Here is a 22,384-nt window from a genome sequence, read left to right as displayed (position 1 = left end):
CAGGGTAGGGAAGGAGGCCTTCACGGACCTGCGAACCCGAAACGCCACTCACGACCAGCGCAAGGCGAACCACAGCCGCATCCGGATCTCCGGATCCGCCAGGTCCACTTCCAGCGCCCGTTCGATCTGCCCGATCCGGTGCCGGACGCTGTTGCGGTGCACGCCGAGTTCGGCGGCCGTCCGGTCCCAGCCGCCGTGGTGCGCGAGCCAGGTCCGCAGCGTCTCGACGAGTTCGCGGTCGCCTTTCCGGTCGAGTTCGCGCAGCGGCGCCAGCGCTTGGGCGGCGAACCCGGCCGCCGCGTCCGGCGCGATCAGCGCGTCCAGCCCGGCCCCCGCCACCTCCGCCACCACCGGCCGTCCCAGCGCGCGGGCGCGGGTCAGCAGCAACTCCACCTCGGTGGCCGCGTCGGGGAGCCGATCGGGCGGGACGGGTGAGCTCACCACCGCGAGCCAGCCGTCGGCGCGAAGCCTGTCGAGGTCGCCGATCTCCGGTGCCTCGCCGACGATCGCGTCGAACCGCGGCCCCGGCGACAGTCGCACGAGCGGAGTGTCGAGCCGGGCGCGCAGCCAGTCGTAGCGCGCGGCGGCCTCGGCGGGGCCACGGCGGTAGGCGATCCCGGCGACCAGGCGGCGTTCGTCCCCGCCCGCCACGCCGGTCTCCCCCAGCAGCAACGCGGTGGCGGTGGCGCCCAGCCCGGCCGCGTCCGAACCCGCGCGGCCCGCCAGCCCGAGCAGCGCCGCCCCGACCGACAGGATCGCGCGGTCCGCGCCGTCGAACCGCGCGATCCGGCCGACCACGACCAGATGCGACGCCGTCGCCTGCGGGTACACCGGTTGCGCGACGACGTGCGTGCCGTCGGCCAGTTCCGTCGTCGCGCTGCGGATCCCCCGGCCCGCCCGCAGCGTGGCGACCAGTTCCCGGACCTCGTCGGGCAGTGGCGACGGCGCGCCGTGGTCGGCGGCGAGGACGTCGCCGACGCCGACCAGCGCCACCCACGCCCGCAACCGTCCGGCCAGCGCGCCCGCCAGTTCGCCGAGCCCGTCACCGGCCGCCCTGGTCAATGCCTCGCGCGCGACCGCGATCCGCCGTTGTTCGCGCTGCCCGGCCTCGGCTAGCGCGACCGACACCGCCCGGCTGATCGCCAGGAACGGCGTCCGCGGCTGGACGACCAGCAGGGGCAGGCCGTACCGGACGCAGGCCGCCCGCAGCGACGGCGGCAACGTCTCGTAGGCGCCGGGGGTCAGCCCGAACCCCAGCGCGGAGATCCCGCTGTCGGCCAGCCGCCGGACGTAGCGGTCGACCTCCGGCGGCTCCGACGGCAGGTTCACCCCGGCGGTGAGCAGCAGTTCCGCCCCGAGCAGGTACGGCGCGGGGTCCCGCAGCTCGCTGACGTGCGCCCAGCGCACCGGGGCGTCGAGCGCGCCCGGCCGCACCGTCTCCACGACCGGGTCGAGTGCCAGTTCCGGGTTGCCGACCACGGCCCGTAACGGGACATTCACATCCGAGTCGAGCGGATCGTGGGTTTGGGTCATTCCATCCTCGCTTCACGGCAACCTTGGACGGATCATCCCATGTCGTTCAAGGTGCGAACGAACCTACGGTGACCCGAACGAAGCGAACAGCCCCAAGTCAAGGAGGACACCGTGGCCGGTGATTACGCGGTGATCGCGCTCTACATAGCGGGCATGATCGGGGTCGGCTGGTTCGGGCTGCGGCTCGCCAAGACCAAATCCGACTATCTGGTCGCGGGCCGTCGCCTCGGCTGGTTCATGTACTCGGGCACGATGTCCGCGGTCGTCCTCGGCGGCGCTTCGACGGTCGGCGGGGTGAAGCTCGGCTACACCTACGGCATCTCCGGCGCCTGGCTCGTCATCGCGATCGGCGTCGGCATCCTGGTCCTGCACACGCTGTTCGCGCGACGGCTGGTGAAACTGCGCGTCTACACCGTCGGCGAGATGCTCGACCTGCGCTACGGCGGCTCCACCAGCGCCATTTCCGGCGTCGTCATGTGGGGCTACACGCTGATGCTGACCGTCACCTCGACGCTGGCGTTCGCCACCATCTTCAAGGTCCTCTTCAACGTCCCGAGCTGGGTCGGCATCGCCATCGGCGGGTCGATCGTGGTGCTCTACTCGGTGCTCGGCGGCATGTGGTCGATCACGCTGACCGACATCGTCCAGTTCGTCATCAAGACCATCGGCATCCTGTTCATCCTGCTGCCGGTCTCGATCGTCTCGGCGGGCGGTTTCGACGGGATGGCCGCGCGGCTGGACGAGAGCTACTTCGAGCTGACCGCCATCGGCGGCGACACGATCTTCACCTACTTCCTCATCTACAGCTTCGGGCTGCTGATCGGCCAGGACATCTGGCAGCGCGTGTTCACCGCGAGGACCCCGGGCATCGCCACCGGCGGCGGCGTCATCTCCGGCGTCTACTGCCTGGTCTACGGCCTCGCCGGCGCCCTGATCGGCACCGCGGCCAAGACGCTCTACCCGACGCTGGCCAGCGCGCAGGACGCGTTCGCGACCATCGTCGAGGAGCAGCTGCCCGCCGGGATCCGCGGTCTGGTGCTCGCGGCGGCGCTGTCGGCGATGATGTCGACCGCGAGCGGCGCGCTCATCGCCTGCTCGACGGTCAGCACCTCGGATCTGCTTTCCAAGCTGGGTCTCAAGAAGGCCGTCGACGAAGTCCGCAGGAACCGGGTCACCACGCTGATCCTCGGTATCGTCGCGATCGGCATCGCGATGGTCGTGGACGACGTCGTCAACGCGCTGACCATCGCCTACGACATCCTCGTCGGCGGCCTGCTGGTCGCGATCATCGGCGGGCTGGCGTGGAAGCGCGGCACGCGCCAGGGCGCGCTCGCGTCGATGGTCGTCGGCACCGTCGTGGTCATCACGTTCATGTTCGTCGACGGCGTCGAGGCCAACAGCCCGATCTACTGGGGGCTCGGCTCCAGCCTGGCGGTGTACCTGCTGGTCAGCTTCTTCACCCCGCGGACCTCGGACGAGATCCTCACCGTGTGGACCCGCCGCCTGAACGGCAGCGCGGTCGCCGAAGAAGAAGAGGCGAAACTCGCCGCTTCGAAATCCTGAAAACCCAAAGGAGAAACAGTGGCTGAGCAGAGCCCGATCGGACCCGTCGACTCGTCGAGGGTGCCCCGGTTCGCCGGTTTCGCGACCTTCGCGAGGCTGCCGCGGATCGATCAGGTCGAGCACGCCGACGTCGCCGTCGTCGGGGTGCCGTTCGACGCCGGGGTGTCCTACCGTCCCGGCGCGCGGTTCGGCCCCTCCGCGCTCCGTGAGGCCAGCAGGCTCCTTCGCCCGTACCACCCGGAACTCGACGTCTCCCCGTTCGCCGAGAAGCAGGTGGTCGACGCCGGTGACATCGCACTCAACCCGTTCAACATCGGGGAGGCGATCGAGACCCTGCAGCAGGAGGCGGAGGCGCTGACCGCGGGCGGGACGCGGCTGGTGACCGTCGGCGGCGACCACACGATCGCGCTGCCGCTGCTGCGTGCGGCGGCGAAGAAGCACGGACCGGTGGCGCTGCTGCACTTCGACGCGCACCTCGACACCTGGGACACCTACTTCGGCGAGCCGTACACCCACGGCACCCCGTTCCGGCGGGCGTCCGAGGAAGGCCTCCTCGACACCGAAGCGCTGTCCCACGTCGGCACGCGCGGCCCGCTGTACGGCAAGCGGGATCTGGAAGAGGACCGCCGCCTCGGATTCGGCATCGTCACCTCCGGCGACGTCATGCGCCGCGGGGTCGCCGAGACCGTCGACGCGCTGCGCCAGCGCATCGGCGGCCGCCCGCTCTACATCTCGGTCGACATCGACGTGCTCGACCCCGCGCACGCGCCGGGCACCGGCACCCCCGAGGCGGGCGGGATGACCAGCCGTGAACTGCTGGAGATCCTGCGCGGACTGCGCGACTGCAACCTCGTCGGAGCGGATGTCGTCGAGCTGGCCCCGGCTTACGATCATGCCGAGATCACCGCCATCGCGGCTTCCCATGTCGCCTACGACCTGGTGAGCCTGCTCAGTTTGGGGAAGGGCGAATGACCAGCACTGAACGGATAGGCGGCGACGTAGTCGTCGAAACCCTCCGCGCGCTCGGCGCGGACACCGTGTTCGGCCTGCCGGGCCAGCACGCGCTCGGCCTGTTCGAAGCTCTCCGGCGCAGTTCCGAACTCCGCGTGATCAGCTCGCGGGTGGAGAACAACCTGGCGTTCGCGGCCGACGGGCACGCCCGTGCCCGGCTCGCGGCGGACCCCGAGGGCCCGGTCCCGGTGACCCCGATGATCGTGTCGACCGGTCCCGGCGCGCTGCTGACTTTGGCTTCACTGCAGGAATCCCGGGCCGCGTCCGTACCGGTCCTCGGCATCTCCAGTCAGATCCCGGTCGCCGGGCTCGGCGGCGGGCGGCACGGCTACCTGCACGAACTGCCCGACCAGCAGGCCAGCTTCCGCGACGTGGTGAAGTCGGTCCACGTCGTGCGGACCGTCAGCCAGATCCCGACGGCACTGCGCGAAGCCTGGGAGTCGGCGGCGACAGCGCCGTATGGCCCGGTGTGGGTCGAGATCCCGCAGGACATCCTGCTGGCGCCGACGGACCTGCCGCGGATCACTTCGGTGACGGCGAATCCGGCGCCGCTCGCGCCGTTGCCGGAACTGCTCAACGAAGCCGCGAATCTCCTTGGCGCGGCGAAGAAGCCGGTGATCCTCGCCGGTGGTGGTGCCCTGCGCTCGGGCGCCCACGCGGAGCTGAAGGCGCTCGCGGAGGCCTTGCGCGCGCCGGTGCTGTCGACGTTCGGCGGCAAGGGCGTCTTCGGCTGGGACCACGAGCTTTCCGGGCAGTCGTGGCTGGAGGACTGGCACAGCACGGAGTTCCTGTCGGACGCGGATGTGCTGCTGGTGCTGGGTTCCGGGCTCGGCGAGCTGTCCAGCAACTACCGCGAGTTCGCCCCGCGCGGCCGGATGATCCAGGTCGAGGCCGATCTCGGGAAACTGGAGTCGAACTATCCGGCGCTGGGCATCCACGCCGACGTCCGCCTCACCCTGCAAGGACTTCTGGAGCAGATTCCGTTCCACCAGAGCGACGGTGTCGCCGAAAAGGCGGTCTCGGAGTTGCTGGGCAAGGTACGCGAACGGCTCGACGGCCAGCCGCTCGAAACCGAGCGCAAGCTGATCGACGACATCCGCGCGGCGGTGCCCGAGGGCACGCAGACGTTCTGGGACATGACGATCGCGGCCTACTGGGCCTGGTCTGCGTGGAACCCCGAGGGCGCGCCGATCCACACCGCGCAGGGTGCGGGCGGGCTCGGCTACGGCCTGCCCGGCGCGCTCGGCGGCGCGGCCGCCACCGGCGGTCCGGTGCTCGCGGTGTCCGGTGACGGCGGCGCGATGTACGGCGTGGCGGAGCTGGCCACCGCGGTCCAGCACCAACTGGACGTCACGTGGCTCGTCGTCGACGACGGCGGGTACGGCATCCTGCGCGAATACCTGACCGGCGCCTTCGGCCAGTCCACCGCCACCGAACTCGCGCGACCCGATTTCGCCGCGCTGGCGAAGTCTTTCGGCGTCCCCGCCACCGTGTCCTCTTTGGACACCATCGGGAAGGACCTGGCCGACGCGCTGGGCACGCCCGGCCCGTCGGTGGTCGTCCTCCCCGCCCTGCTGAAGATGTTCGAGCCGACCCACCTGGAGAAGAAATGACTCAGGTCCTGAATTTCGTCGACGGCGCCGAGGTACCGGCGGCGGGCTCGCGGACCCTCGATCTGGTGGACCCCGCCACCGGCGAGGTCTTCGGGACCAGCGTGCTGTCCGAGCAGTCCGATGTGGACGCGGCGCTGGCCGCCGCCGAACGAGCTTTCAAGGTGTGGCGCAAGAGCACACCCGCCCAGCGTCAGCTCGCGCTGCTGAAGATCGCCGACGCGGTGGAGGCACACGCGGAGGAGTTCGCCGAGCTCGAAATCCGCGAGACCGGCAAGATCCGGGCCGTCGTGCTGGAGGAGGAGATCCCGGAGTGCGTCAGCGCGCTGCGGTTCTTCGCCGGTGCGGCACGGCAGCTCGAAGGCACCGCGTCCGGCGAGTACCTGCCGGGGCACTCCTCGGCGATCCGCCGTGAACCGGTCGGCGTCTGCGCGCAGATCGCGCCGTGGAACTACCCGCTGATGATGGGGGTCTGGAAGATCGCCCCGGCGCTGGCGGCGGGCAACACCGTCGTGCTGAAGCCCGCGGAGACCACGCCGTCGACGGCCGTGCTGCTGGCGAAGGTCGCGGCGGAGTTCCTGCCCCAGGGTGCCTTCAACGTGCTGTGCGGCGACCGTGACACCGGCCGGGCGCTGGTGAAGCACCCGATCACCGAACTGGTGTCGATCACCGGGTCGACCCGCGCCGGCATCGACGTCGCCACCGTCGCGGCGGCCGACCTCAAGCGCACGCACCTGGAACTCGGCGGAAACGCGCCGCTGCTGGTGTTCGGCGACGTGAACCTCGCCGAGGCGGCGGAGGGCATCGTCGGCGCGGCGTTCTACAACGCCGGGCAGGACTGCACCGCGGGCAGCCGGGTGCTGGTGGACGCGGCGATCCACGACGAGTTCGTCGCGGAGCTGACCAAGGCCGCCGCCGCGCAGGCACCCGGCCGGGACTTCGGCCCGCTCAACAGCGAGGCGCAGTTCGGCCGGGTTCGCGGCCTCGTCGAGCGGCTTCCCGCCCACGCCCGCGTGGAGACCGGTGGCTCGCCCGCCGGTGACCGAGGTTTCTTCTTCTCCCCCACCGTGATCTCCGGCTTGAAGCAGGACGACGAGATCGTGCAGGAGGAGGTCTTCGGCCCGGTCATCACCGTTCAGTCCTTTGTGGACGAGGACGAGGCGGTGCGGCTGGCCAACGGCGTCCCGTACGGGCTGGCGTCGTCGATCTGGACCCACGACCTGTCACGCGCGACCCGCGTCTCGGGCGAACTCGACTTCGGCTGCGTCTGGGTCAACACCCACGGGCCGCTGGTCTCGGAAATGCCCCATGGCGGCTTCGGGCACTCGGGCCACGGAAAGGACCTCTCGTCCTACTCCTTCGCCGAGTACACCCGCGTCAAGCACGTCATGACCCGCTTCGCCTGAAGCTGTACCCGGAGGTCCCTATGGGTGACAAGGTCACCGAAGTCGAGCAGCACGGCATCGCGCCGATCCCGCCGGAGGAACAGACGTCGCGGCCTCGCGACCTGTTCCGGATGGCGTTCGGCGGCGCGAACACCTTCGCCACCATCATCCTCGGGACCCTCCCGATCGCGTTCGGCCTGAGCTTCTGGGCGGCGGTGGCGGCCACGGTCGCCGGGGTGGTCGTCGGCGCGCTGGTGCTCTCGCCGATGTCGTTGTTCGGCCCGCTCACCCGGACCAACAACGCGGTCTCCTCCGGCGCGCACTTCGGCGTCGTCGGCCGTTGTGTCGGCTCCTTCCTCTCCCTGCTGACGGCGATCACCTTCTTCGCCATCTCGGTCTGGGTGAGCGGCGACGCCGTCGCCGGTGCGGCACAACGGCTTTTCGGCTTCGACGGCGGCGAAGTGCTGCGCGGCGTCGCGTACGGCGTCATCGCGATCGCCACGCTGGTGGTGTGCATCTACGGCTACCGGTTCATGCTGCTGGTGAACCGGGTCGCGGTCACCCTGGGCACGGCGATCATGCTGCTCGGGATCGTGGCCTACGGCGGCACGTTCGACCCCTCGTTCGCCGGCACCGGCACCTACGCGCTCGGGGACTTCTGGCCGACCTGGATCCTGGCCGCGCTCACCACGATGGCGAACCCGATCTCGTTCGGCGCCTTCCTCGGCGACTGGACGCGCTACATCCCCGCGCGCCACAGCCGCCGTTCCCTGCTGGCCGCGCCGTTCCTGGCGCAGGTGGCGACCTTGCTGCCGTTCGGGTTCGGCATCGCCACCGCGACCCTGGTCGCGGATCCGGCCGATTACATCACCGGCCTGACCGCGATTTCCCCGCTCTGGTACGCGATCCCGCTGATCGTGGTCGCGCTGATCGGCGGGCTGTCCACCGGCACGACGTCGCTCTACGGAACCGGCCTCGACTTCAGCTCGATCTTCGTGAAGCTGAGCCGGGTCCAGGCGACGTTGCTGATCGGCTCGCTCAGCGTCGTGTTCATCTTCGTCGGCAATTTCGTGCTGGACATGGTCTCCAGCATCAACGCCTTCGCCACGCTGATCGTGCTGTGCACGTCGCCGTGGATGGTGATCATGATGATCGGTTTCTTGCTGCGGCGCGGGTTCTACGACCCGGACGACCTCCAGGTGTTCAACCAGGGCCGCAAGGGCGGGCGCTACTGGTTCACCCGCGGCGTGAACTGGCGTGCGATGGCCGCGTGGATCCCGGCGACGACGCTGGGCCTGCTGACCGCCAACACCCCGATGATCGCCGGGCCGTTCAAGGACATCGCGGGCGGCGTGGACGTCAGCATGGTGGTGACGCTCTGCACGGCGGCGATCGCGTATCCCGTGCTGGTCAAGCTCTTCCCCGAGCCGCCGGAGGTCTACTCGTACGCGGAGCCCGTCACGGAACCGGCTGTCGCGGTCTAGGCGAAGCGGCGCAGCACGCCGAGGAACAACGCGTCGAAGGCACGGTCCGGGAGCACCCGGCGCACGAACAGGATCGGCTTCGCCCCGAGTCCCGCGGCGTAGCGGGTCTTCGGGCGCCGGGCCTGGACCGCCTTCAGGATGACGTCGGCGATCACCTTCGGATGGGAGCCGCGCGCGGCCTGGCCGAAGAACTTCGCCAGTGCCTTGGCCTGCGGCGCGTAGGCGGTGTCGCCCGAGGTCTTGAGCAGGTTCTCGACCGCGATGCCGCCCCATTCGGTCTTGATGGCGCCGGGTTCGATCACCACGACGTCGATGCCGAACGGCTTGAGCTCCAGCCGCAGGGAATCACTCAGGCCTTCGACGGCGAACTTCGTCGAGTGGTACCAGCCGCCGAGCGGTTCGTAGATCTTGCCGCCGATCGACGAGATGTTCACGATCTTCCCCGAGCCCTGGGCCCGCATATGCGGCGTGGTCAGCTGGACGAGCCGCGCGAGGCCGAAGAGGTTGACCTCGAACTGGTACTTCCCCTCCGAGAGCGGCACGTCCTCGAAGGCGCCGTACGAGCCGTAGCCCGCGTTGTTGACCAGGACGTCGATACGGCCGGTCTCGTCGATGATCCGCTCGACGCCCGCGACCATCGACGCGTCGTCGGTGACGTCCATCGCGAGGATCTTGATCCCGCGTTCGGCGAGCCCCGCCATCCGCTCGACGCGCCGCGCGGCGCCGTAGACCGTGTAGCCCGCTTCCTGCAGCGCGAGGGCGGTGGCTTCGCCGATGCCCGCGGAAGCGCCCGTGACCAGTGCGACCTTCATGTCGATCTCCTTAACTAACCGGTTGGTTGCTAACTCAGGCTGCCACGGGACCGGACTGGCTGTCAACCAACCGGTTAGTTAGACTGGGTCACATGGTCAGGGACAAGGAAGCGACCAAGCGGAAGCTGCTGGACGCGGCGACGACCGAGTTCGCGACGTACGGCATCGCGGGCGCCCGGGTGGATCGCATCGCGAAGAACGCCGGCGCCAACAAGGCGCTGATCTACGCCTATTTCTGCAGCAAGGAATACCTTTTCGAGGTGGTCGTGCAGGAGCAGGTGGACCTCGCGATCAAGTCGGTCCCGATCACTCCCGACGATCTGCCCGGCTACGCGGGACGGCTGTTCGACCGGTATCTGGAGCACCCCGAAGTCCTGCGGCTCATGGGCTGGCTCCGGCTGGAGCAGGGCTTCGACGCGGCGCCGGAGGCCGAAGTCCGGGCGCACGCGGACAAGGTCGCCGCGATCCGGGAAGCCCAGCGCGCCGGATCCGTGCCGGACCACTTCGACGCCGAGGAACTGCTGAGCCTCGTCGTGCACCTGTCGATCCTGGGTTTCTCCTCCCCCGCCGCGACGCGTGACCTCGTCGTCCGGTCGGTCGCCCGGATCACGGGAACCTGACCGGGTTTTCGCGCGACCACTGGGTACACACCTGGGAGGTCGTCTTGCAGCGTCGAACTTTTCTGCGTGCTTCAGCCTTGTCCGCCGGCGTCGCCGCCGGGGTCACCGTGCCCGCCGCCACGGCGGCGTCACCTTTGCGCGTTCAAATCCTGATGTTCGACGGCGTGGAGGAACAGGACTTCATCGCGCCCGTCGAAGTACTCGGGCTGGCCGGGAAACTCACCGGCGGCGCTCTCCAGTCCTCGCTCGTGACCGCCGGGCGGCCCGGGCCCGTGCGCTGCACCTACGGCACGACCGTCGACGTCCCGCGCGGCTGGTCGCCGGAGGAGGCCGACGTCCTCGTGGTGCCGGGCGGCGGCTACAAGGACCGGAACGGTCCGGGCGTGCACCGGCTCAACGCCGATCAGGGTTTCCTGCGGCGCCTGAAGGCTTCGCGGGCGCTGCCGGTCGGGATCTGCACCGGCACGATGGTGCTGTCCGCAGCGGGCCTGACCAAGGGCCGCAACGCGACGACACACAGCGGCGCGAAGGCGGATCTGGCCGCTCAGGGCGCGAAGGTGATCGACGCGCGCGTCGTCGACGACGGCGATCTGATCACCGGCGGCGGGATCACTTCGGGGCTCGAGGTTTCGCTCTGGCTCGTGGAGCGGTTCCTAGGCGCGAAGGTGGCTCAACGGGCGGAGGTCGTGCTGGAGTACGAGCGTCGTGGCACTGTCTGGCGGGCGTAAGGCGTGCTTTGCACGGCCACTCGCGCTGATAGCAGGGTAAGGGGGTGTGTGGAAATAGGGACGTTGAGTGTCCCTATTTCCACACACCCCCTCCGGAACCGGTCGTGACAGGGGCGGTCTCGCCGGACTGCGTGGATTTCGGGTCATCTAACGACCTCGAATCACGCACCCTTCCTGTCGACAACACGTGCTCGCGCGACGACCCGGCTCACGGTAGCCTGGTTCACTTGGCCGTACTTGGCGATTTCGCGCTGTGGCATCCCGTCAGCGAACAGCTCGCACATCAAGTCATTTCGCTGACGTGTCCGAGTCGCGATCTCGTCCGCCGCCAGCAGAAGCCGTCGCACCTTGTCATTCATTAGCCCATGATGCACCAAGCATCACAGTCGGCGTCCGGTGGACCTAGCGCGTGTCATGAAAGGGTCTTGCAAGACATATTTCGTCTTGCAAGACCCTTTCATGACACAACTCAGCGGTGCGTGTCCTCCGGCGCAGGCGTCCGGCTCGCCAGGTTCGCGGACCATTCGGTGACCCGCCGCGCGACGTCCTGCGCGGTGAGCCCGACGCGGGCCAGCACCTCCTCGCGCGAGCCGTGGTCGTGGAACACCTGCGGCACGGCCAGATCCCGCAGCGGCACGTCGCATTCCGCGTCGCGGAACAGCGCGGCCAGCGCGGAACCGAAACCACCGTGACGGCCGCTGTCCTCGACGCTCACGACGAGCTTGTGCTGCTCGGCCAGCGCCACCAGTTCGGCGGGCGCCGGGACGACCCAGCGCGGGTCCACCACGGTCACGCCGATGCCCTGGTCGGCCAGCCTGTCCGCGGCGGCGAGCCCGAGCATCGCGAACGCGCCCACCGCGACCAGCAGGACGTCGGCGTCGCCGGACGGCTTGCGCAGCACGTCCACCACCCCGACGCGTTCGACGGCGGGAACGGAGTCGATCACGCCGCCCTTGGAGAACCGCAGCGCCGTCGGCCCGTCCTCGACGGCGACGGCCTCGCGCAGCTCCTCGCGCAGCGTCCCGGCGTCACGCGGCGCGGCGACCCGCATGCCCGGCACCATGCCCAGCAGCGAGAGGTCCCACATGCCGTGGTGACTCGGCCCGTCCGGCCCGGTGATCCCGGCGCGGTCCAGCACCAGCGTCACCGGCTGGCGGTGCAGCGCGACGTCCATCAGGACCTGGTCGAACGCGCGGTTCAAGAAGGTCGAGTAGACCGCGACGACGGGGTGCTTGCCGCCCATCGCGAGACCGGCGGCCGAGGTCACCGCGTGCTGCTCGGCGATCCCGACGTCGTACCAGCGGTCCGGGTACGCCTCGGCGAACTTGTGCAGCCCGGTCGAGCGCAGCATCGCCGCGGTGATCGCGACGACGTCCTCGCGGTCGGCGCCGATCTTGACCAGTTCGTCGGCGAAGACGCCGGTCCAGCTCGGCCCCTTGACCGGCGGCAGGCCGGTTTCCGGGTCGATCGGGTCGGTCTGGTGCATCTGGTCGGCCTGGTTGGTGACCGCGGGCTCGTAGCCGTGACCCTTCTCGGTGACCACGTGCACGATGACCGCGCCGCCGAAGTCGCGGGCGCTCTGGAACGCCTTCTCCAGCGCGCCGAGGTCGTGCCCGTCGACCGGCCCGAGGTACTTGAGGCCGAGGTCGGAGAACATCATCTGCGGGCTCAGCGCGTCCTTGAGCCCCGCCTTCGCCGCGTGCAGCGCCGCGTAGATCGGCTTGCCGACGATGGGCGTGTGCCGCAGCAGTTCCTTGCCGCGGTCCAATACACGCTCGTAGCCCGGCTTGAGCCGCAGCGACGCCAAGTGATCCGCAACGCCACCGATGGTCGGCGAGTACGAGCGGCCGTTGTCGTTGATGACGATGACGACCGGGCGCCGCGGGTTCGCGGCGATGTTGTTGAGCGCCTCCCAGCACATGCCGCCGGTCAGCGCGCCGTCGCCGACGACCGCGATCGCGTGCCTGCCGCCACCGCCGAGTTCGAACGCCTTCGCCAGGCCGTCCACATAGGACAGAGCGGTCGAGGCGTGGCTGTTCTCGACGAGGTCGTGCTCGCTCTCGCAGCGCGCCGGGTAGCCGGTGAGGCCGCCGAGCTGGCGCAGCTTGCCGAAGCCGTCGTGCCTGCCGGTGACGATCTTGTGCACGTAGGCCTGGTGACCCACGTCCCACACGATGGCGTCGTTCGGCGAGTCGAAGACCCGGTGCAGCGCCATCGTCAGCTCGACCACACCCAGGTTCGGGCCGAGGTGACCACCGGCGAGCCGCACCTTCTCGACCAGGAAGTCGCGGATCTCCGCGGCCAGCTCGCCGAGCTGTTCCTGGTCCATCCGCTTCAAGTCGGCCGGTCCGTGCACGGACTCGAGCAACGTCACTCTCCCACCTCGCCTGGTTCCTCATTCCGCCGTTCCAGCCAGTCTACGGAGGGCGCCTGAGAGTCTTCCGTCCCCCGCGTCACGGGTCACATGTCAGAAAATCACCACACGGCACCCGACGGTGTGAACATGGTCTCTTTTGCCAAGTAGCGGTCACGTCGGGTGGCCGCGATAATCGCTGATCGACGGTTGAGCAGGAGCCGGTTTCGGAGGGGCTTGATGGCGGACTTTTTCATCGGTGGCGAGTGGGTCGACGCGATCGGCGGTGGTCGCAGGGAGATCCGCTGCCCCGCTGACGGGTCGCTGGTCGCGGAAGTCGCCGAAGGCACCCGTGAGGACACCGAAGCGGCCATCGCCGCCGCGAGGAAGGCCTTCGACACCGGCCCTTGGCCGAACACCCCCGCCCCCGAACGCGGTGACCTGCTGCTGAAGGTCGCGGACCTGCTCGACCGCGACGCCGAGGCCTTCGCCCGAGCCGAGTCGCTCGACACCGGGAAACGGCTGGTGGAGAGCAAGTACGACATGGCCGACATCGCCGCGTGCCTGCGCTACTTCGGCAAACTCGCCGCCAACGACGCGGGCCGGGTGGTCGACACCGGCAACCCGGACGCGTTCAGCCGGATCGTGCACGAGCCGGTCGGCGTCTGCGGGCTGATCACGCCGTGGAACTACCCGCTCCTGCAGACCATCTGGAAGGTGGCCCCCGCGCTCGCGGCGGGCAACACCTTCGTCCTCAAACCCAGCGAACTGACGCCGCACACCTGCATGATGCTGATGAACCTGCTGACCGAGGCCGGGCTGCCCGGCGGCGTCGCGAACCTGGTGCTCGGCGCCGGCGCGCAGGCCGGGGCGCCTCTTTCGGAGCATCCGGATGTCGATCTCGTTTCGTTCACCGGCGGGCTCGCGACCGGGAAGATCATCGCCGCGTCCGCCGCCGCGACGATCAAGAAGGTCGCGCTGGAACTGGGCGGCAAGAACCCGAACGTCGTCTTCGCCGACTCGGACTTCGACACCGCCGTGGACTACGCGCTGACCGCGGTGTTCCTGCACTCCGGTCAGGTCTGCTCGGCGGGGGCGCGCCTGATCGTCCAGGAGGAGTGGCACGACAGGTTCGTCGACGAACTCGTCCGCCGTGCCGAACTGATCCGACTGGGTGGACCTTTCGACCCGAAGGCTGAAACCGGTCCGCTGATCTCGGCCGCCCATTTGGAAAAGATCGAACGGTACGTCGCCGCGGCTCTCGAAGAGGGCGCCGTCCTGCGCACCGGTGGCAAACGCCCCGACGATCGCGAACTCGCGAAGGGGCACTACTACCTGCCGACCATCCTCGACAACGTGAAGCAGGGCAGCAGCGCCGTCGTCGACGAGTCGTTCGGCCCGGTGCTCACCGTCGAGACCTTCACCGACGAGGACGACGCCGTCCGCATCGCCAACGACACCCACTACGGCCTCGCGGGCGCCGTCTTCACCTCGGACGCCTCCCGCGCGCAGCGGGTCGCGAACCGGCTGCGGCACGGCACGATCTGGATCAACGACTTCCACCCGTATCTGCCGCAGGCGGAATGGGGCGGCTACAAGCAATCCGGTTTCGGGCGCGAGCTGGGCCCGACGGGGCTGGCCGAGTACGTGGAGGCGAAGCACATCTACCAGAACCTCCGGCCCGAACCACAGCGCTGGTTCTCAGGGGAGTCAGCGTCCAACTAAAGACGGGAAGTGCCGATGAGTAATCCTTCCGACGACGGCCTCGCCGGTTTCGGCTACAAACAGGAACTCGAAAGAACGCTCGGCAATTTCCACACCTTCGCCGCCGGGATCAGCTACATCTCGATCCTGACGGGCACCTTCCAGCTGTTCTACTTCGGCTTCAGCTTCGGCGGGCCCGCCTACTGGTGGTCATGGCCGATGGTGTTCGTCGGCCAGCTGATGGTCGCGCTGTCGTTCGCCGAACTGGCCGCGCACTACCCGGTCGCCGGATCGATCTACAACTGGTCGAAACGGCTCGGCAGCCCGCATGTGGCCTGGATGGCCGGGTGGATGATGCTGACCGCCTCGATCGTCAGCATCGCCGCCGTCGCGCTGGCGTACCAGATCACGCTCCCCCAGATCTCGTCGTTCTTCTCGTTCTCCGGCGACAGCGCGGTGAACGCGGTCATCCTCGGCACCATCCTGATCCTGTTCACCACGCTGGTGAACGCGTGGGGCGTCAAGCTGATGGCGCGGATCAACAGCGCCGGGGTGTTCATCGAACTGGTCGCCGCGGTCCTGCTGATCATCGCGCTCGCGGTGAACATCACGCGCGGCCCCGAGGTCGTCATGCAGACCAACAACACCGGCGCCGACCAGCCGTGGGGCTATTTCGGGGCGTTCCTGGTCGCCTCGCTAGCGTCGACCTACGTCATGTACGGCTTCGACACGGCCAGCTCGCTCGGCGAGGAATCCCACGATCCGCGCAAGAACGCGCCCAAGGCGATCCTGCGGGCGCTGATCGCGTCGTTCGTCATCGGCGGGCTGATCCTGATCCTGGCGCTGATGGCCGTCGGTGACATCAACAACCCGGAGATCGCCACGGGCGGGCTGCAGTTCATCGTGAAGGACGTCCTCGGCAGCACGATCGGCACGATCTTCCTGCTGGCGGTCGTCATCGCCATCACGGTGTGCAACCTGGCCGTGCAGTCGGCGTCGATCCGGATGATGTTCGCGATGGGCCGGGACAACAACCTGCCCGCGGGAAAGCACCTGGCGCGAGTGTCGCCGAAGACGAAGACGCCGGTGGTCCCCGCGATCGTGTCCGGCGTCATCGCGGTGCTGATCCTGGTGGTCAACGTCGGCCAGCCGCAGATCTTCACGGTGATCACCAGCATCGGCATCATCATGATCTACCTGGCCTACCTGCTGGTCACCATCCCGATGCTGGTCAAGCGTTTCCGCGGCCAGTGGCCGCCGCCCAAGGCCGAGGGCACCAAGTACTTCTCGCTCGGCAAACTGGGCCTGCCGGTCAACATCCTCGGCGTGCTGTGGGGCGGCGCGATCGTGGTGAACCTGGCGTGGCCGCGGCGCGAGGTCTACAACGCGACCGAGCCCTACCACTGGTACCTCGAATGGGGGGCCGTGCTGTTCGTCGGCGCGGTGGCGGTCGTCGGTTTCGCGTATTACTGGTTCGTCCTGCGGCACAAGAGCGGCGTCCTGGCCGATCACGCCGCGGAAGCACATCCCGAGGAGGCAGCACAGTGACCGGAGAGTTCGACTACATCGTCGTCGGCGGCGGGACGGCGGGTTCGGTGGTCGCGGCGAGACTCTCGGAAGACCCGGACGTCACCGTGGCCCTCCTGGAAGCCGGACCGTCCGATGTGGACGACCCGGCGGTGCTGGAACTGACGAAGTGGATGGCCCTGCTGGAATCCGGCTACGACTGGGACTACCTGGTCGAACCGCAGGACTCCGGGAACTCCTTCCTGCGCCACGCCCGCGCGCGGGTGCTCGGCGGCTGCTCGTCGCACAACTCGTGCATCGCGTTCTGGGCACCGGCTGAAGACCTCGACGAATGGGCCTCGCTCGGCCTGCCCGGCTGGTCCGCCAAGGACATTTTCCCGCTGTACAAGCGTCTTGAGACCAACGACGGCCCCGGCGACCACCACGGCCGCTCGGGCCCGGTGACCATCCGCTCGGTGCCGCCGAACGACCCGACCGGCGTCGCGCTGCTGCAGGCGTGCGAGCAGGCAGGCATCCCGAGGACGGAATTCAACTCGGGCAAGACCGTCACGCACGGCGCGAACTGGTTCCAGATCAACGCGCGCGAAGACGGCACGCGGTCGTCGGCGTCGGTGTCCTACCTGCACCCGATCATCGGCAAGCGGCCGAACCTGGAGATCATCACCGGCGCCCGCGTCCGGCGGCTGCTGTTCGACGGCAAACGCTGCACCGGCGCGGAATACCTGGCCGACGACCTGATCCACGGCGTCAAGCTGCGCGCGCGCCGCGAGGTCATCCTGTCGTCGGGCGCGATCGACACCCCGAAACTCCTGATGCTGTCGGGAATCGGCCCGGCCGCGCATCTGCGCGAGGTCGGCGTGGACGTGCTGGTGGACTCCCCCGGCGTCGGCGAGAACCTGCAGGATCACCCCGAAGGCGTCATCCAGTGGGACGCGCTGCAACCGATGACCACCGAATCCACGCAATGGTGGGAAATCGGCATCTTCACCAGCACGGAGGAAGGCCTCGACCGGCCGGACCTGATGTTCCACTACGGCTCCGTGCCGTTCGACATGAACACCCTCCGGCAGGGTTATCCCACCACGGAGAACGGCTTCTGCCTGACCCCGAACGTCACCCGGTCGCGCTCGACCGGGACCGTGCGGCTGCGCAGCCGTGACTACCGGGACAAGCCGAAGGTGGATCCGCGCTACTTCACCGACGAGCACGACATGCGCGTGATGACCTACGGCATCAAACTGGCCCGCAAGATCGCCGAACAACCCGCCCTGGACGAATGGGCGGGCACGGAACTCGCGCCCGGCAGGGACGTCAAGACCGACGACGAGATCGCGGACTACCTGCGCAAGACGCACAACACGGTCTATCACCCCGCGTGCACCGCGAAAATGGGCGGCGACGACGACCCGCTGGCCGTGCTGGACGCGCGGCTGCGGGTGCGCGGCGTCGAAGGCCTGCGGGTCGCCGACGGTTCGGCGATGCCGTTCCTGGTCGCGGTGAACCCGTGCATCACGACGATGGCGATCGGCGAGAAGTGCGCGGACCTGCTGAAGGAGGATGCGCGCGCTTAAAGGTGCTTGAGAAGGCCCCCTGGCTTCGGCCAGTGGCCTTTCGCTTTGCCCGAAAACCAGTGGAGTGGCCCCGCCGGTGCCTTCACTTTCACGCTGAAACGGTGAGGCTGGGACTCGGGCTCGGCGGCGGAGCCTTTGCGGCGTCAGACGCGACCGGTCTCGTGGGCCCACATGGCGACCTCGACGCGGTTTCTGGCGCCGAGCTTGCGCATGAGGCTGGCGAGGTGGGCTTTGACGGTGCTCGGGGTGATATAGAGCTCGCCGGCGATCTCATTGTTGGTGCGGCCCCGGGCTACCGGCACGAGGACTTCCTCCTCACGGGCGGTGAGCGGTTCTATCGGTTGCCTCGGCCGTGGGGTCTTCGCGTGGGCGAACACTTCCAGCAGCCGGACGGTCACGCTGGGCGCGATCAGTGCGTCTCCGTCAGCGGCGGCGTGGATGGCCTGGGTCAGCAGGGCGGGTCCGGCGTCCTTGAGCAGAAACCCACGGGCGCCGGCTTTGAGCGCCCCGTGGACGTACTCGTCGAGGTCGAAGGTGGTGATGACCACGATCGGCAGAGGGTCGGTGACGTCGGGGCCGGCGAGGCGCCGGGTGGCTTCGATGCCGTCCATCAGCGGCATTCGGACGTCGAACAGGCCGACGTCGGGGCGCAGCTGGAGCGCCAGGCGGACCGCCTCGCGCCCGTCGGCGGCCGCGCCGACCACTTCGATGCCGGGTTGGGCGTCGAGCAGCATGGTCAGCCCGGTGCGCACGATGGGCTGGTCGTCGGCGATGAGGACCCTGATGCTCATCGTGGCGTCCCGGTTCGAGGCAGGACGGCCTCCACCCGCCAGCCCCGCTCGGCGGCGGGGCCCGCGTGGAAGGTGCCGCCGAGCAGTGAGACGCGTTCGCGCATGCCCACCAGGCCGTAGCCCGCCGGGGCGCGGCCGCCGGCGGCGGAGCCGTCGTCGTCGATGGTCAGCCGTATCTGGTCTGCGTCGCCGGTGACGGCGACGGTGACCTGGGTCGCGTGACGGGCGTGCCGTCGAGCGTTGGTGATGGACTCTTGGGCCAGGCGGTAGATCGCGGCCCCGACCGCCGGGCTGAGGTCGTCGAGCTCGCCGGACAGCGTCACCTCGACGCAGGGACCCGTCTGGCCGTCGGTGGCGAGCTGCTCGACCTCGGCCACGCCGGGCTGCGGCGCGAACCCGGTGTCCTGCGTGGCGCGGAGCACGCCGACGAGAGCGCGCAGCTCGGTGAGGGTGCGGGTCGCCGCGTCCTCGATGACGGCCAGGGCCTCGACGGCACGCTCGGGGTGGGAGGCCGCGATGGCACGTCCTGCTTGGGCCTGGATGGCGATGCCCGAGACATGGTGGGCGACGGTGTCGTGGAGCTCGCGAGCGAGCTGTTCGCGTTCGCGGGACTTGGCTTGGTCGACGTCGCGGATGCGGATCTTCGCGCGATAGCGGATCGCGGTGCCGAGCGCGGCGGCGAACAGGAAGAACGCATATCCCGCGATCGCCTCCGCCCGGGTGGTGGTGTCGGCGCCGAGGGTGATGATGACGGCCAGCCAGAGCAGGATGACGCCGAGGCCGCTCGTGGCTTCCCGGCCGGAGCCCCACCGGAACAAGGCGTAGGCCAGGATCAGCACCGCGATGCTGCTGTTCAGCAGGGCACCTTGCGACCCGGTGAGAATTCTGACGATGTCGACGATCGTCAACGTGCCGAAGGAGACCGCGACCGCGACGAGCGGGTGCGTACGTCGCCACAGCAGGGGACCGAGGACCGCGAGCACCGCGATGAGCAGCAGCGGGCTTGGCGCCAGGTCCTGGCGAAGCACCACTTCCACCACCGACCAGCAGATCAGTACTGCGACCAAAGCCCAGTCCCGCGGCCCCCGGCCCGGGGCATTCGCAGGTCGAGGTTCGGCCCACAGCGAGCGGAGCGCGTTGGTGGCCATCTGATCAGCCTAGGCAGCCCGCGTGCTCGGTGCCTCCGCCGAAAGTACAAGAACCCGGCTGTGCCAACGGCCAGGTCGAACCAGGCTCCGCGGCCGATGTGCCCGCCGACGGCGTCCGTGAAGGTGAAAGCACCCACCCGAACAAGCCAAGGAGCATCGTGATGAGAACGCCTCGATCCCGCACCGCACCGGAGAACGCGCCGTCCCAGAACACGCTGGAAGATCTGCGCATGCCCGTGCGGGTCAGACTCGCGGCAGCATGGACCAGCTTCATGTTCCTCTACATCTACGTCGACTACCTCGCCCTGTACAAGCCCGGCTTCCTCGACGGCCTCCTGGCCGGCGTCGTCCACAAGTTCGAGACCGGCCCGACCTTCGTCACCATCGCGCTCACGCTCATGGCCGTCCCGATCCTCATGATCCTGCTCTCCGCGACACTGCCCGCCCGTGTCAACCGCGCCATCAACCTCGTCGTCGCAACGCTCTACATCCCCGTCTCGATGTTCAACGCGACAGGGGAGACTTGGACTTACTCCTACTTCTATGGCATCTCCATCGGACTCGAGGTGCTGCTCCTGGCCTTCATCCTGCGCTCCGCCTGGACCTGGCCACACCGCACGCCGCAGCAGGCGTGACAGCTTGTCCGCCACCACCTGGCGAAGACGAGCTGAATGAGAAACTGTGCGTCACAATGTCTTCCGCGCCGATTCACCCTCTAGTGGTCAATGTGCAATAAGCATTGTCGCTTAAAATTACGAACAATTGTTCGGTGGATTTCGGTATTGTGGAGGGGTGTCCGAGACCCTCATTCCCGAACTGCCGCAAGAGTTGTGGCGCGCCGGCAAGCTGGAGCTTGCCCACGGCGTGACGCATCTGCTGCTGGTGATGAGGGTCGCCTCGGCCGGGCTGGGGAAATACCTGGCCGAGGTCGAAACGCGGGGCGCGGAAGACTTGTACGGCTACGGGAGTGCGTCACGCTGGTTCGCTGACGTGGCCCGGATTTCCCACGGTGACGCGCAGGACGTGGTGAATCGGGCGCTGGCGCTCAACCCCGTCCCGGAGGCCGGTGGCGCGGGAACGGTGTTCGCGCCCGCGACAGCCGCCGCGGCCGAGGACGGCGCGCTCGCCGAGCAGCACATCGACCTCGTCCTCGGCTTTCTCCGCAAAATCCCGTCCGACGTGCCCACGGACGAGCGCGACGGCGCGGAAAAGATCCTCGCCGACCTCGCCCGGAAGGCCGGGCCGAAAGAGATCACCGAAGCCGGTGCCGACCTGCTCGCCCATCTGGACCCGGACGGGAACGAACCGAAGGATCCCGAACCCGCCCCGCCGCGGCGTGAGGTGTTCGTCGAACGCCGCAAAGACGGCTTCTGGAAACTGTCCGGGCTGCTCGATCCCGAGACCGGGGCCCGCACCGCGGCCGCGCTGGACGCCCACGCCGGACGACGCCCGGTCGACGAGTTCGGCCAGGCCGACCACCGGACCCTGCCCCAACGCCGCGGCGACGCCTGGGCCGACCTGATCGACCTCGCCATCGCCTGCCCCGACCAGCCCGGCACTTCCGGGTACCGCACCCTCGTGCACGTCACCATCGGCCTCGAGGAACTGCAGACCGGTATCGGGAACGCCTGTTTGGACTTCGTCGGCACCATCACCGCCCGCGAAGCCCGCCTCGCCGCCTGCGACTGCCTGATGATCCCCGTCGTGCTCAGCGCCGCCGGTGAGCCGCTCGACGTCGGGCGGATGAGACGGTTCGTCACCCCCGGCCAGCGCCGGGCGTTGAACATCCGCGATGGGGGCTGCGCCTTCCCCGGGTGTCATCGGGCGCCGAAACACTGCCACGCCCATCACATTCAGCACTGGGCGGACGGCGGACCCACCGACCTGCGCAATCTCGTGCTGCTCTGCTCGTTCCATCACCGGCTCATCCACCACGACGACTGGCAAGTCCGAATGGCACCCGATGGCATACCGGAATTCGTGCCACCCCAATATCTGGATCCGCTACGACAACCACGGCGCAACACCCTGCACCGCGTCACCTGACAGCAGAACCGAGGAGCCCGTCGGCCACACCGGCGACGGGCCCCTCGGCATGCCCACGGTCCTTTAGGGAATCGAATCCGAAATAACAGCCGGTGTACCGCGGTCCCCGGAGATCTGGTTCAGCGCCCAGACCTGGCCGAACTCGGCCAGCGCGGGCCCCGACCAGTAGGCCCCTATGCTCACGCCCTTCCACAGCGGCATCTTCGGCCCGCTCAGAGTTCCGTGGCTGACCTGGACCTGGACGGCGCCCTCGCCCCAGGTGAAGACGAAATGGGCGTACATGAAAACCCACGCCTGCCTGCCCAGAAGATCCCGGGTGAGCACCGGCCCGTCCGACACGTAGGGCGCCGTGTAGATGACCTGTTTCCGGCCGCTCCGGTAGCTGACCTCCTGTGTGGCGATACCGGGCGGAAGCATCGAGGGGAGCACGGGTCAGCCTCTCCCGCCGCGATCACCGAATACCGGAGCAAGAGATCTCGTTTCCCGAAATTCGAACAC

At 68.8% G+C, this 22,384-nt stretch carries 19 protein-coding genes; 12 read left to right on the top strand and 7 right to left on the bottom strand.

The genetic code is table 11. From position 1 onward, the window contains the following. Positions 1-48: 48 nt before the first annotated feature. Complete coding sequence (locus BKN51_RS05750; RefSeq protein ID WP_174720394.1) at positions 49-1,533, bottom strand: PucR family transcriptional regulator; 1,485 nt, start codon at positions 1,531-1,533, stop codon at positions 49-51. Between the two features lie 111 nt (positions 1,534-1,644). On the opposite strand from BKN51_RS05750, the gene BKN51_RS05745 reads away from it, so the two are divergent. The 5 genes from BKN51_RS05745 to BKN51_RS05725 are packed head-to-tail and all read left to right on the top strand — an operon-like array spanning position 1,645 to position 8,586. Next, a complete protein-coding gene (locus tag BKN51_RS05745; protein ID WP_101606626.1) occupies positions 1,645-3,096 on the top strand; it encodes a sodium:solute symporter in 1,452 nt (483 codons plus the stop codon). 18 nt (positions 3,097-3,114) lie between these two features. Beyond that, positions 3,115-4,068: an agmatinase gene (gene speB / locus BKN51_RS05740; protein WP_168214273.1), complete on the top strand. Its 954-nt coding sequence runs from the start codon at positions 3,115-3,117 to the stop codon at positions 4,066-4,068. Then, positions 4,065-5,720: a thiamine pyrophosphate-binding protein gene (locus BKN51_RS05735; protein WP_101606625.1), complete on the top strand. Its 1,656-nt coding sequence runs from the start codon at positions 4,065-4,067 to the stop codon at positions 5,718-5,720. Before speB ends, BKN51_RS05735 begins: the two co-directional genes overlap by 4 nt. After that, positions 5,717-7,123, top strand: coding sequence for an aminobutyraldehyde dehydrogenase (locus tag BKN51_RS05730; RefSeq protein WP_101606624.1), 1,407 nt, complete (start codon positions 5,717-5,719; stop codon positions 7,121-7,123). The genes BKN51_RS05735 and BKN51_RS05730 overlap by 4 nt, the downstream gene beginning before the upstream one ends. A 20-nt stretch (positions 7,124-7,143) precedes the next feature. Continuing rightward, positions 7,144-8,586 (top strand): purine-cytosine permease family protein, encoded by a 1,443-nt coding sequence (locus tag BKN51_RS05725; RefSeq protein ID WP_101606623.1) that lies wholly within the window; start codon positions 7,144-7,146, stop codon positions 8,584-8,586. On the opposite strand, the gene BKN51_RS05720 is transcribed toward BKN51_RS05725, so the two are convergent. Beyond that, positions 8,583-9,398, bottom strand: coding sequence for an oxidoreductase (locus tag BKN51_RS05720; RefSeq protein ID WP_101606622.1), 816 nt, complete (start codon positions 9,396-9,398; stop codon positions 8,583-8,585). The genes BKN51_RS05725 and BKN51_RS05720 overlap by 4 nt on opposite strands. Positions 9,399-9,490: 92 nt before the next feature. Between BKN51_RS05720 and BKN51_RS05715 the strand changes: the two genes are divergently transcribed. Continuing rightward, positions 9,491-10,018 (top strand): TetR family transcriptional regulator, encoded by a 528-nt coding sequence (locus BKN51_RS05715; RefSeq protein ID WP_101606621.1) that lies wholly within the window; start codon positions 9,491-9,493, stop codon positions 10,016-10,018. Between the two features lie 77 nt (positions 10,019-10,095). Next, positions 10,096-10,746 carry a DJ-1/PfpI family protein gene (locus tag BKN51_RS05710; RefSeq protein ID WP_101606620.1) on the top strand — a complete coding sequence of 217 codons (651 nt, stop codon included), beginning with the start codon at positions 10,096-10,098 and terminating at the stop codon, positions 10,744-10,746. A 161-nt stretch (positions 10,747-10,907) separates the two neighbouring features. On the opposite strand, the gene BKN51_RS05705 is transcribed toward BKN51_RS05710, so the two are convergent. Together BKN51_RS05705 and dxs are read right to left on the bottom strand one after the other, a co-directional pair. Further along, positions 10,908-11,105 (bottom strand): Trp family transcriptional regulator, encoded by a 198-nt coding sequence (locus tag BKN51_RS05705; protein ID WP_101606619.1) that lies wholly within the window; start codon positions 11,103-11,105, stop codon positions 10,908-10,910. Positions 11,106-11,215: 110 nt separating this feature from the next. Continuing rightward, entirely contained in the window at positions 11,216-13,120 is a 1,905-nt protein-coding gene (gene dxs, locus BKN51_RS05700; protein WP_101606618.1) for a 1-deoxy-D-xylulose-5-phosphate synthase, read from the bottom strand. Positions 13,121-13,339: 219 nt separating this feature from the next. Here dxs and BKN51_RS05695 point away from each other — a divergent pair, with 219 nt between their 5' ends. The 3 genes from BKN51_RS05695 to BKN51_RS05685 are packed head-to-tail and all read left to right on the top strand — an operon-like array spanning position 13,340 to position 17,901. Then, positions 13,340-14,824, top strand: coding sequence for an aldehyde dehydrogenase family protein (locus tag BKN51_RS05695; RefSeq protein WP_101606617.1), 1,485 nt, complete (start codon positions 13,340-13,342; stop codon positions 14,822-14,824). A gap of 15 nt (positions 14,825-14,839) precedes the next feature. Continuing rightward, complete coding sequence (locus BKN51_RS05690; protein ID WP_101606616.1) at positions 14,840-16,351, top strand: APC family permease; 1,512 nt, start codon at positions 14,840-14,842, stop codon at positions 16,349-16,351. Next, a complete protein-coding gene (locus tag BKN51_RS05685; protein WP_101606615.1) occupies positions 16,348-17,901 on the top strand; it encodes a GMC family oxidoreductase in 1,554 nt (517 codons plus the stop codon). Before BKN51_RS05690 ends, BKN51_RS05685 begins: the two co-directional genes overlap by 4 nt. A gap of 143 nt (positions 17,902-18,044) precedes the next feature. On the opposite strand, the gene BKN51_RS05680 is transcribed toward BKN51_RS05685, so the two are convergent. Beyond that, positions 18,045-18,692: a response regulator gene (locus BKN51_RS05680; RefSeq protein ID WP_101606614.1), complete on the bottom strand. Its 648-nt coding sequence runs from the start codon at positions 18,690-18,692 to the stop codon at positions 18,045-18,047. Next, entirely contained in the window at positions 18,689-19,840 is a 1,152-nt protein-coding gene (locus tag BKN51_RS05675; protein ID WP_101606613.1) for a sensor histidine kinase, read from the bottom strand. The genes BKN51_RS05680 and BKN51_RS05675 overlap by 4 nt, the downstream gene beginning before the upstream one ends. Positions 19,841-20,001: 161 nt before the next feature. Between BKN51_RS05675 and BKN51_RS05670 the strand changes: the two genes are divergently transcribed. Further along, positions 20,002-20,475, top strand: a complete 474-nt coding sequence (locus BKN51_RS05670) for a DUF6326 family protein (protein WP_101606612.1) — start codon at positions 20,002-20,004, stop codon at positions 20,473-20,475. Between the two features lie 157 nt (positions 20,476-20,632). Beyond that, a complete protein-coding gene (locus BKN51_RS05665) occupies positions 20,633-21,886 on the top strand; it encodes an HNH endonuclease signature motif containing protein (protein WP_101606611.1) in 1,254 nt (417 codons plus the stop codon). A gap of 63 nt (positions 21,887-21,949) precedes the next feature. Here the strand turns inward: BKN51_RS05665 and BKN51_RS05660 are convergent, their stop codons facing one another. Further along, a complete protein-coding gene (locus BKN51_RS05660) occupies positions 21,950-22,303 on the bottom strand; it encodes a hypothetical protein (protein WP_233224235.1) in 354 nt (117 codons plus the stop codon). Positions 22,304-22,384: the final 81 nt, after the last annotated feature.

The sequence above is a fragment of the Amycolatopsis sp. BJA-103 genome (genome assembly GCF_002849735.1).
GTDB lineage: Bacteria > Actinomycetota > Actinomycetes > Mycobacteriales > Pseudonocardiaceae > Amycolatopsis.
Note: the sequence above shows the minus strand (reverse complement) of the source record. Positions and strands in the feature narration are given on the sequence as shown.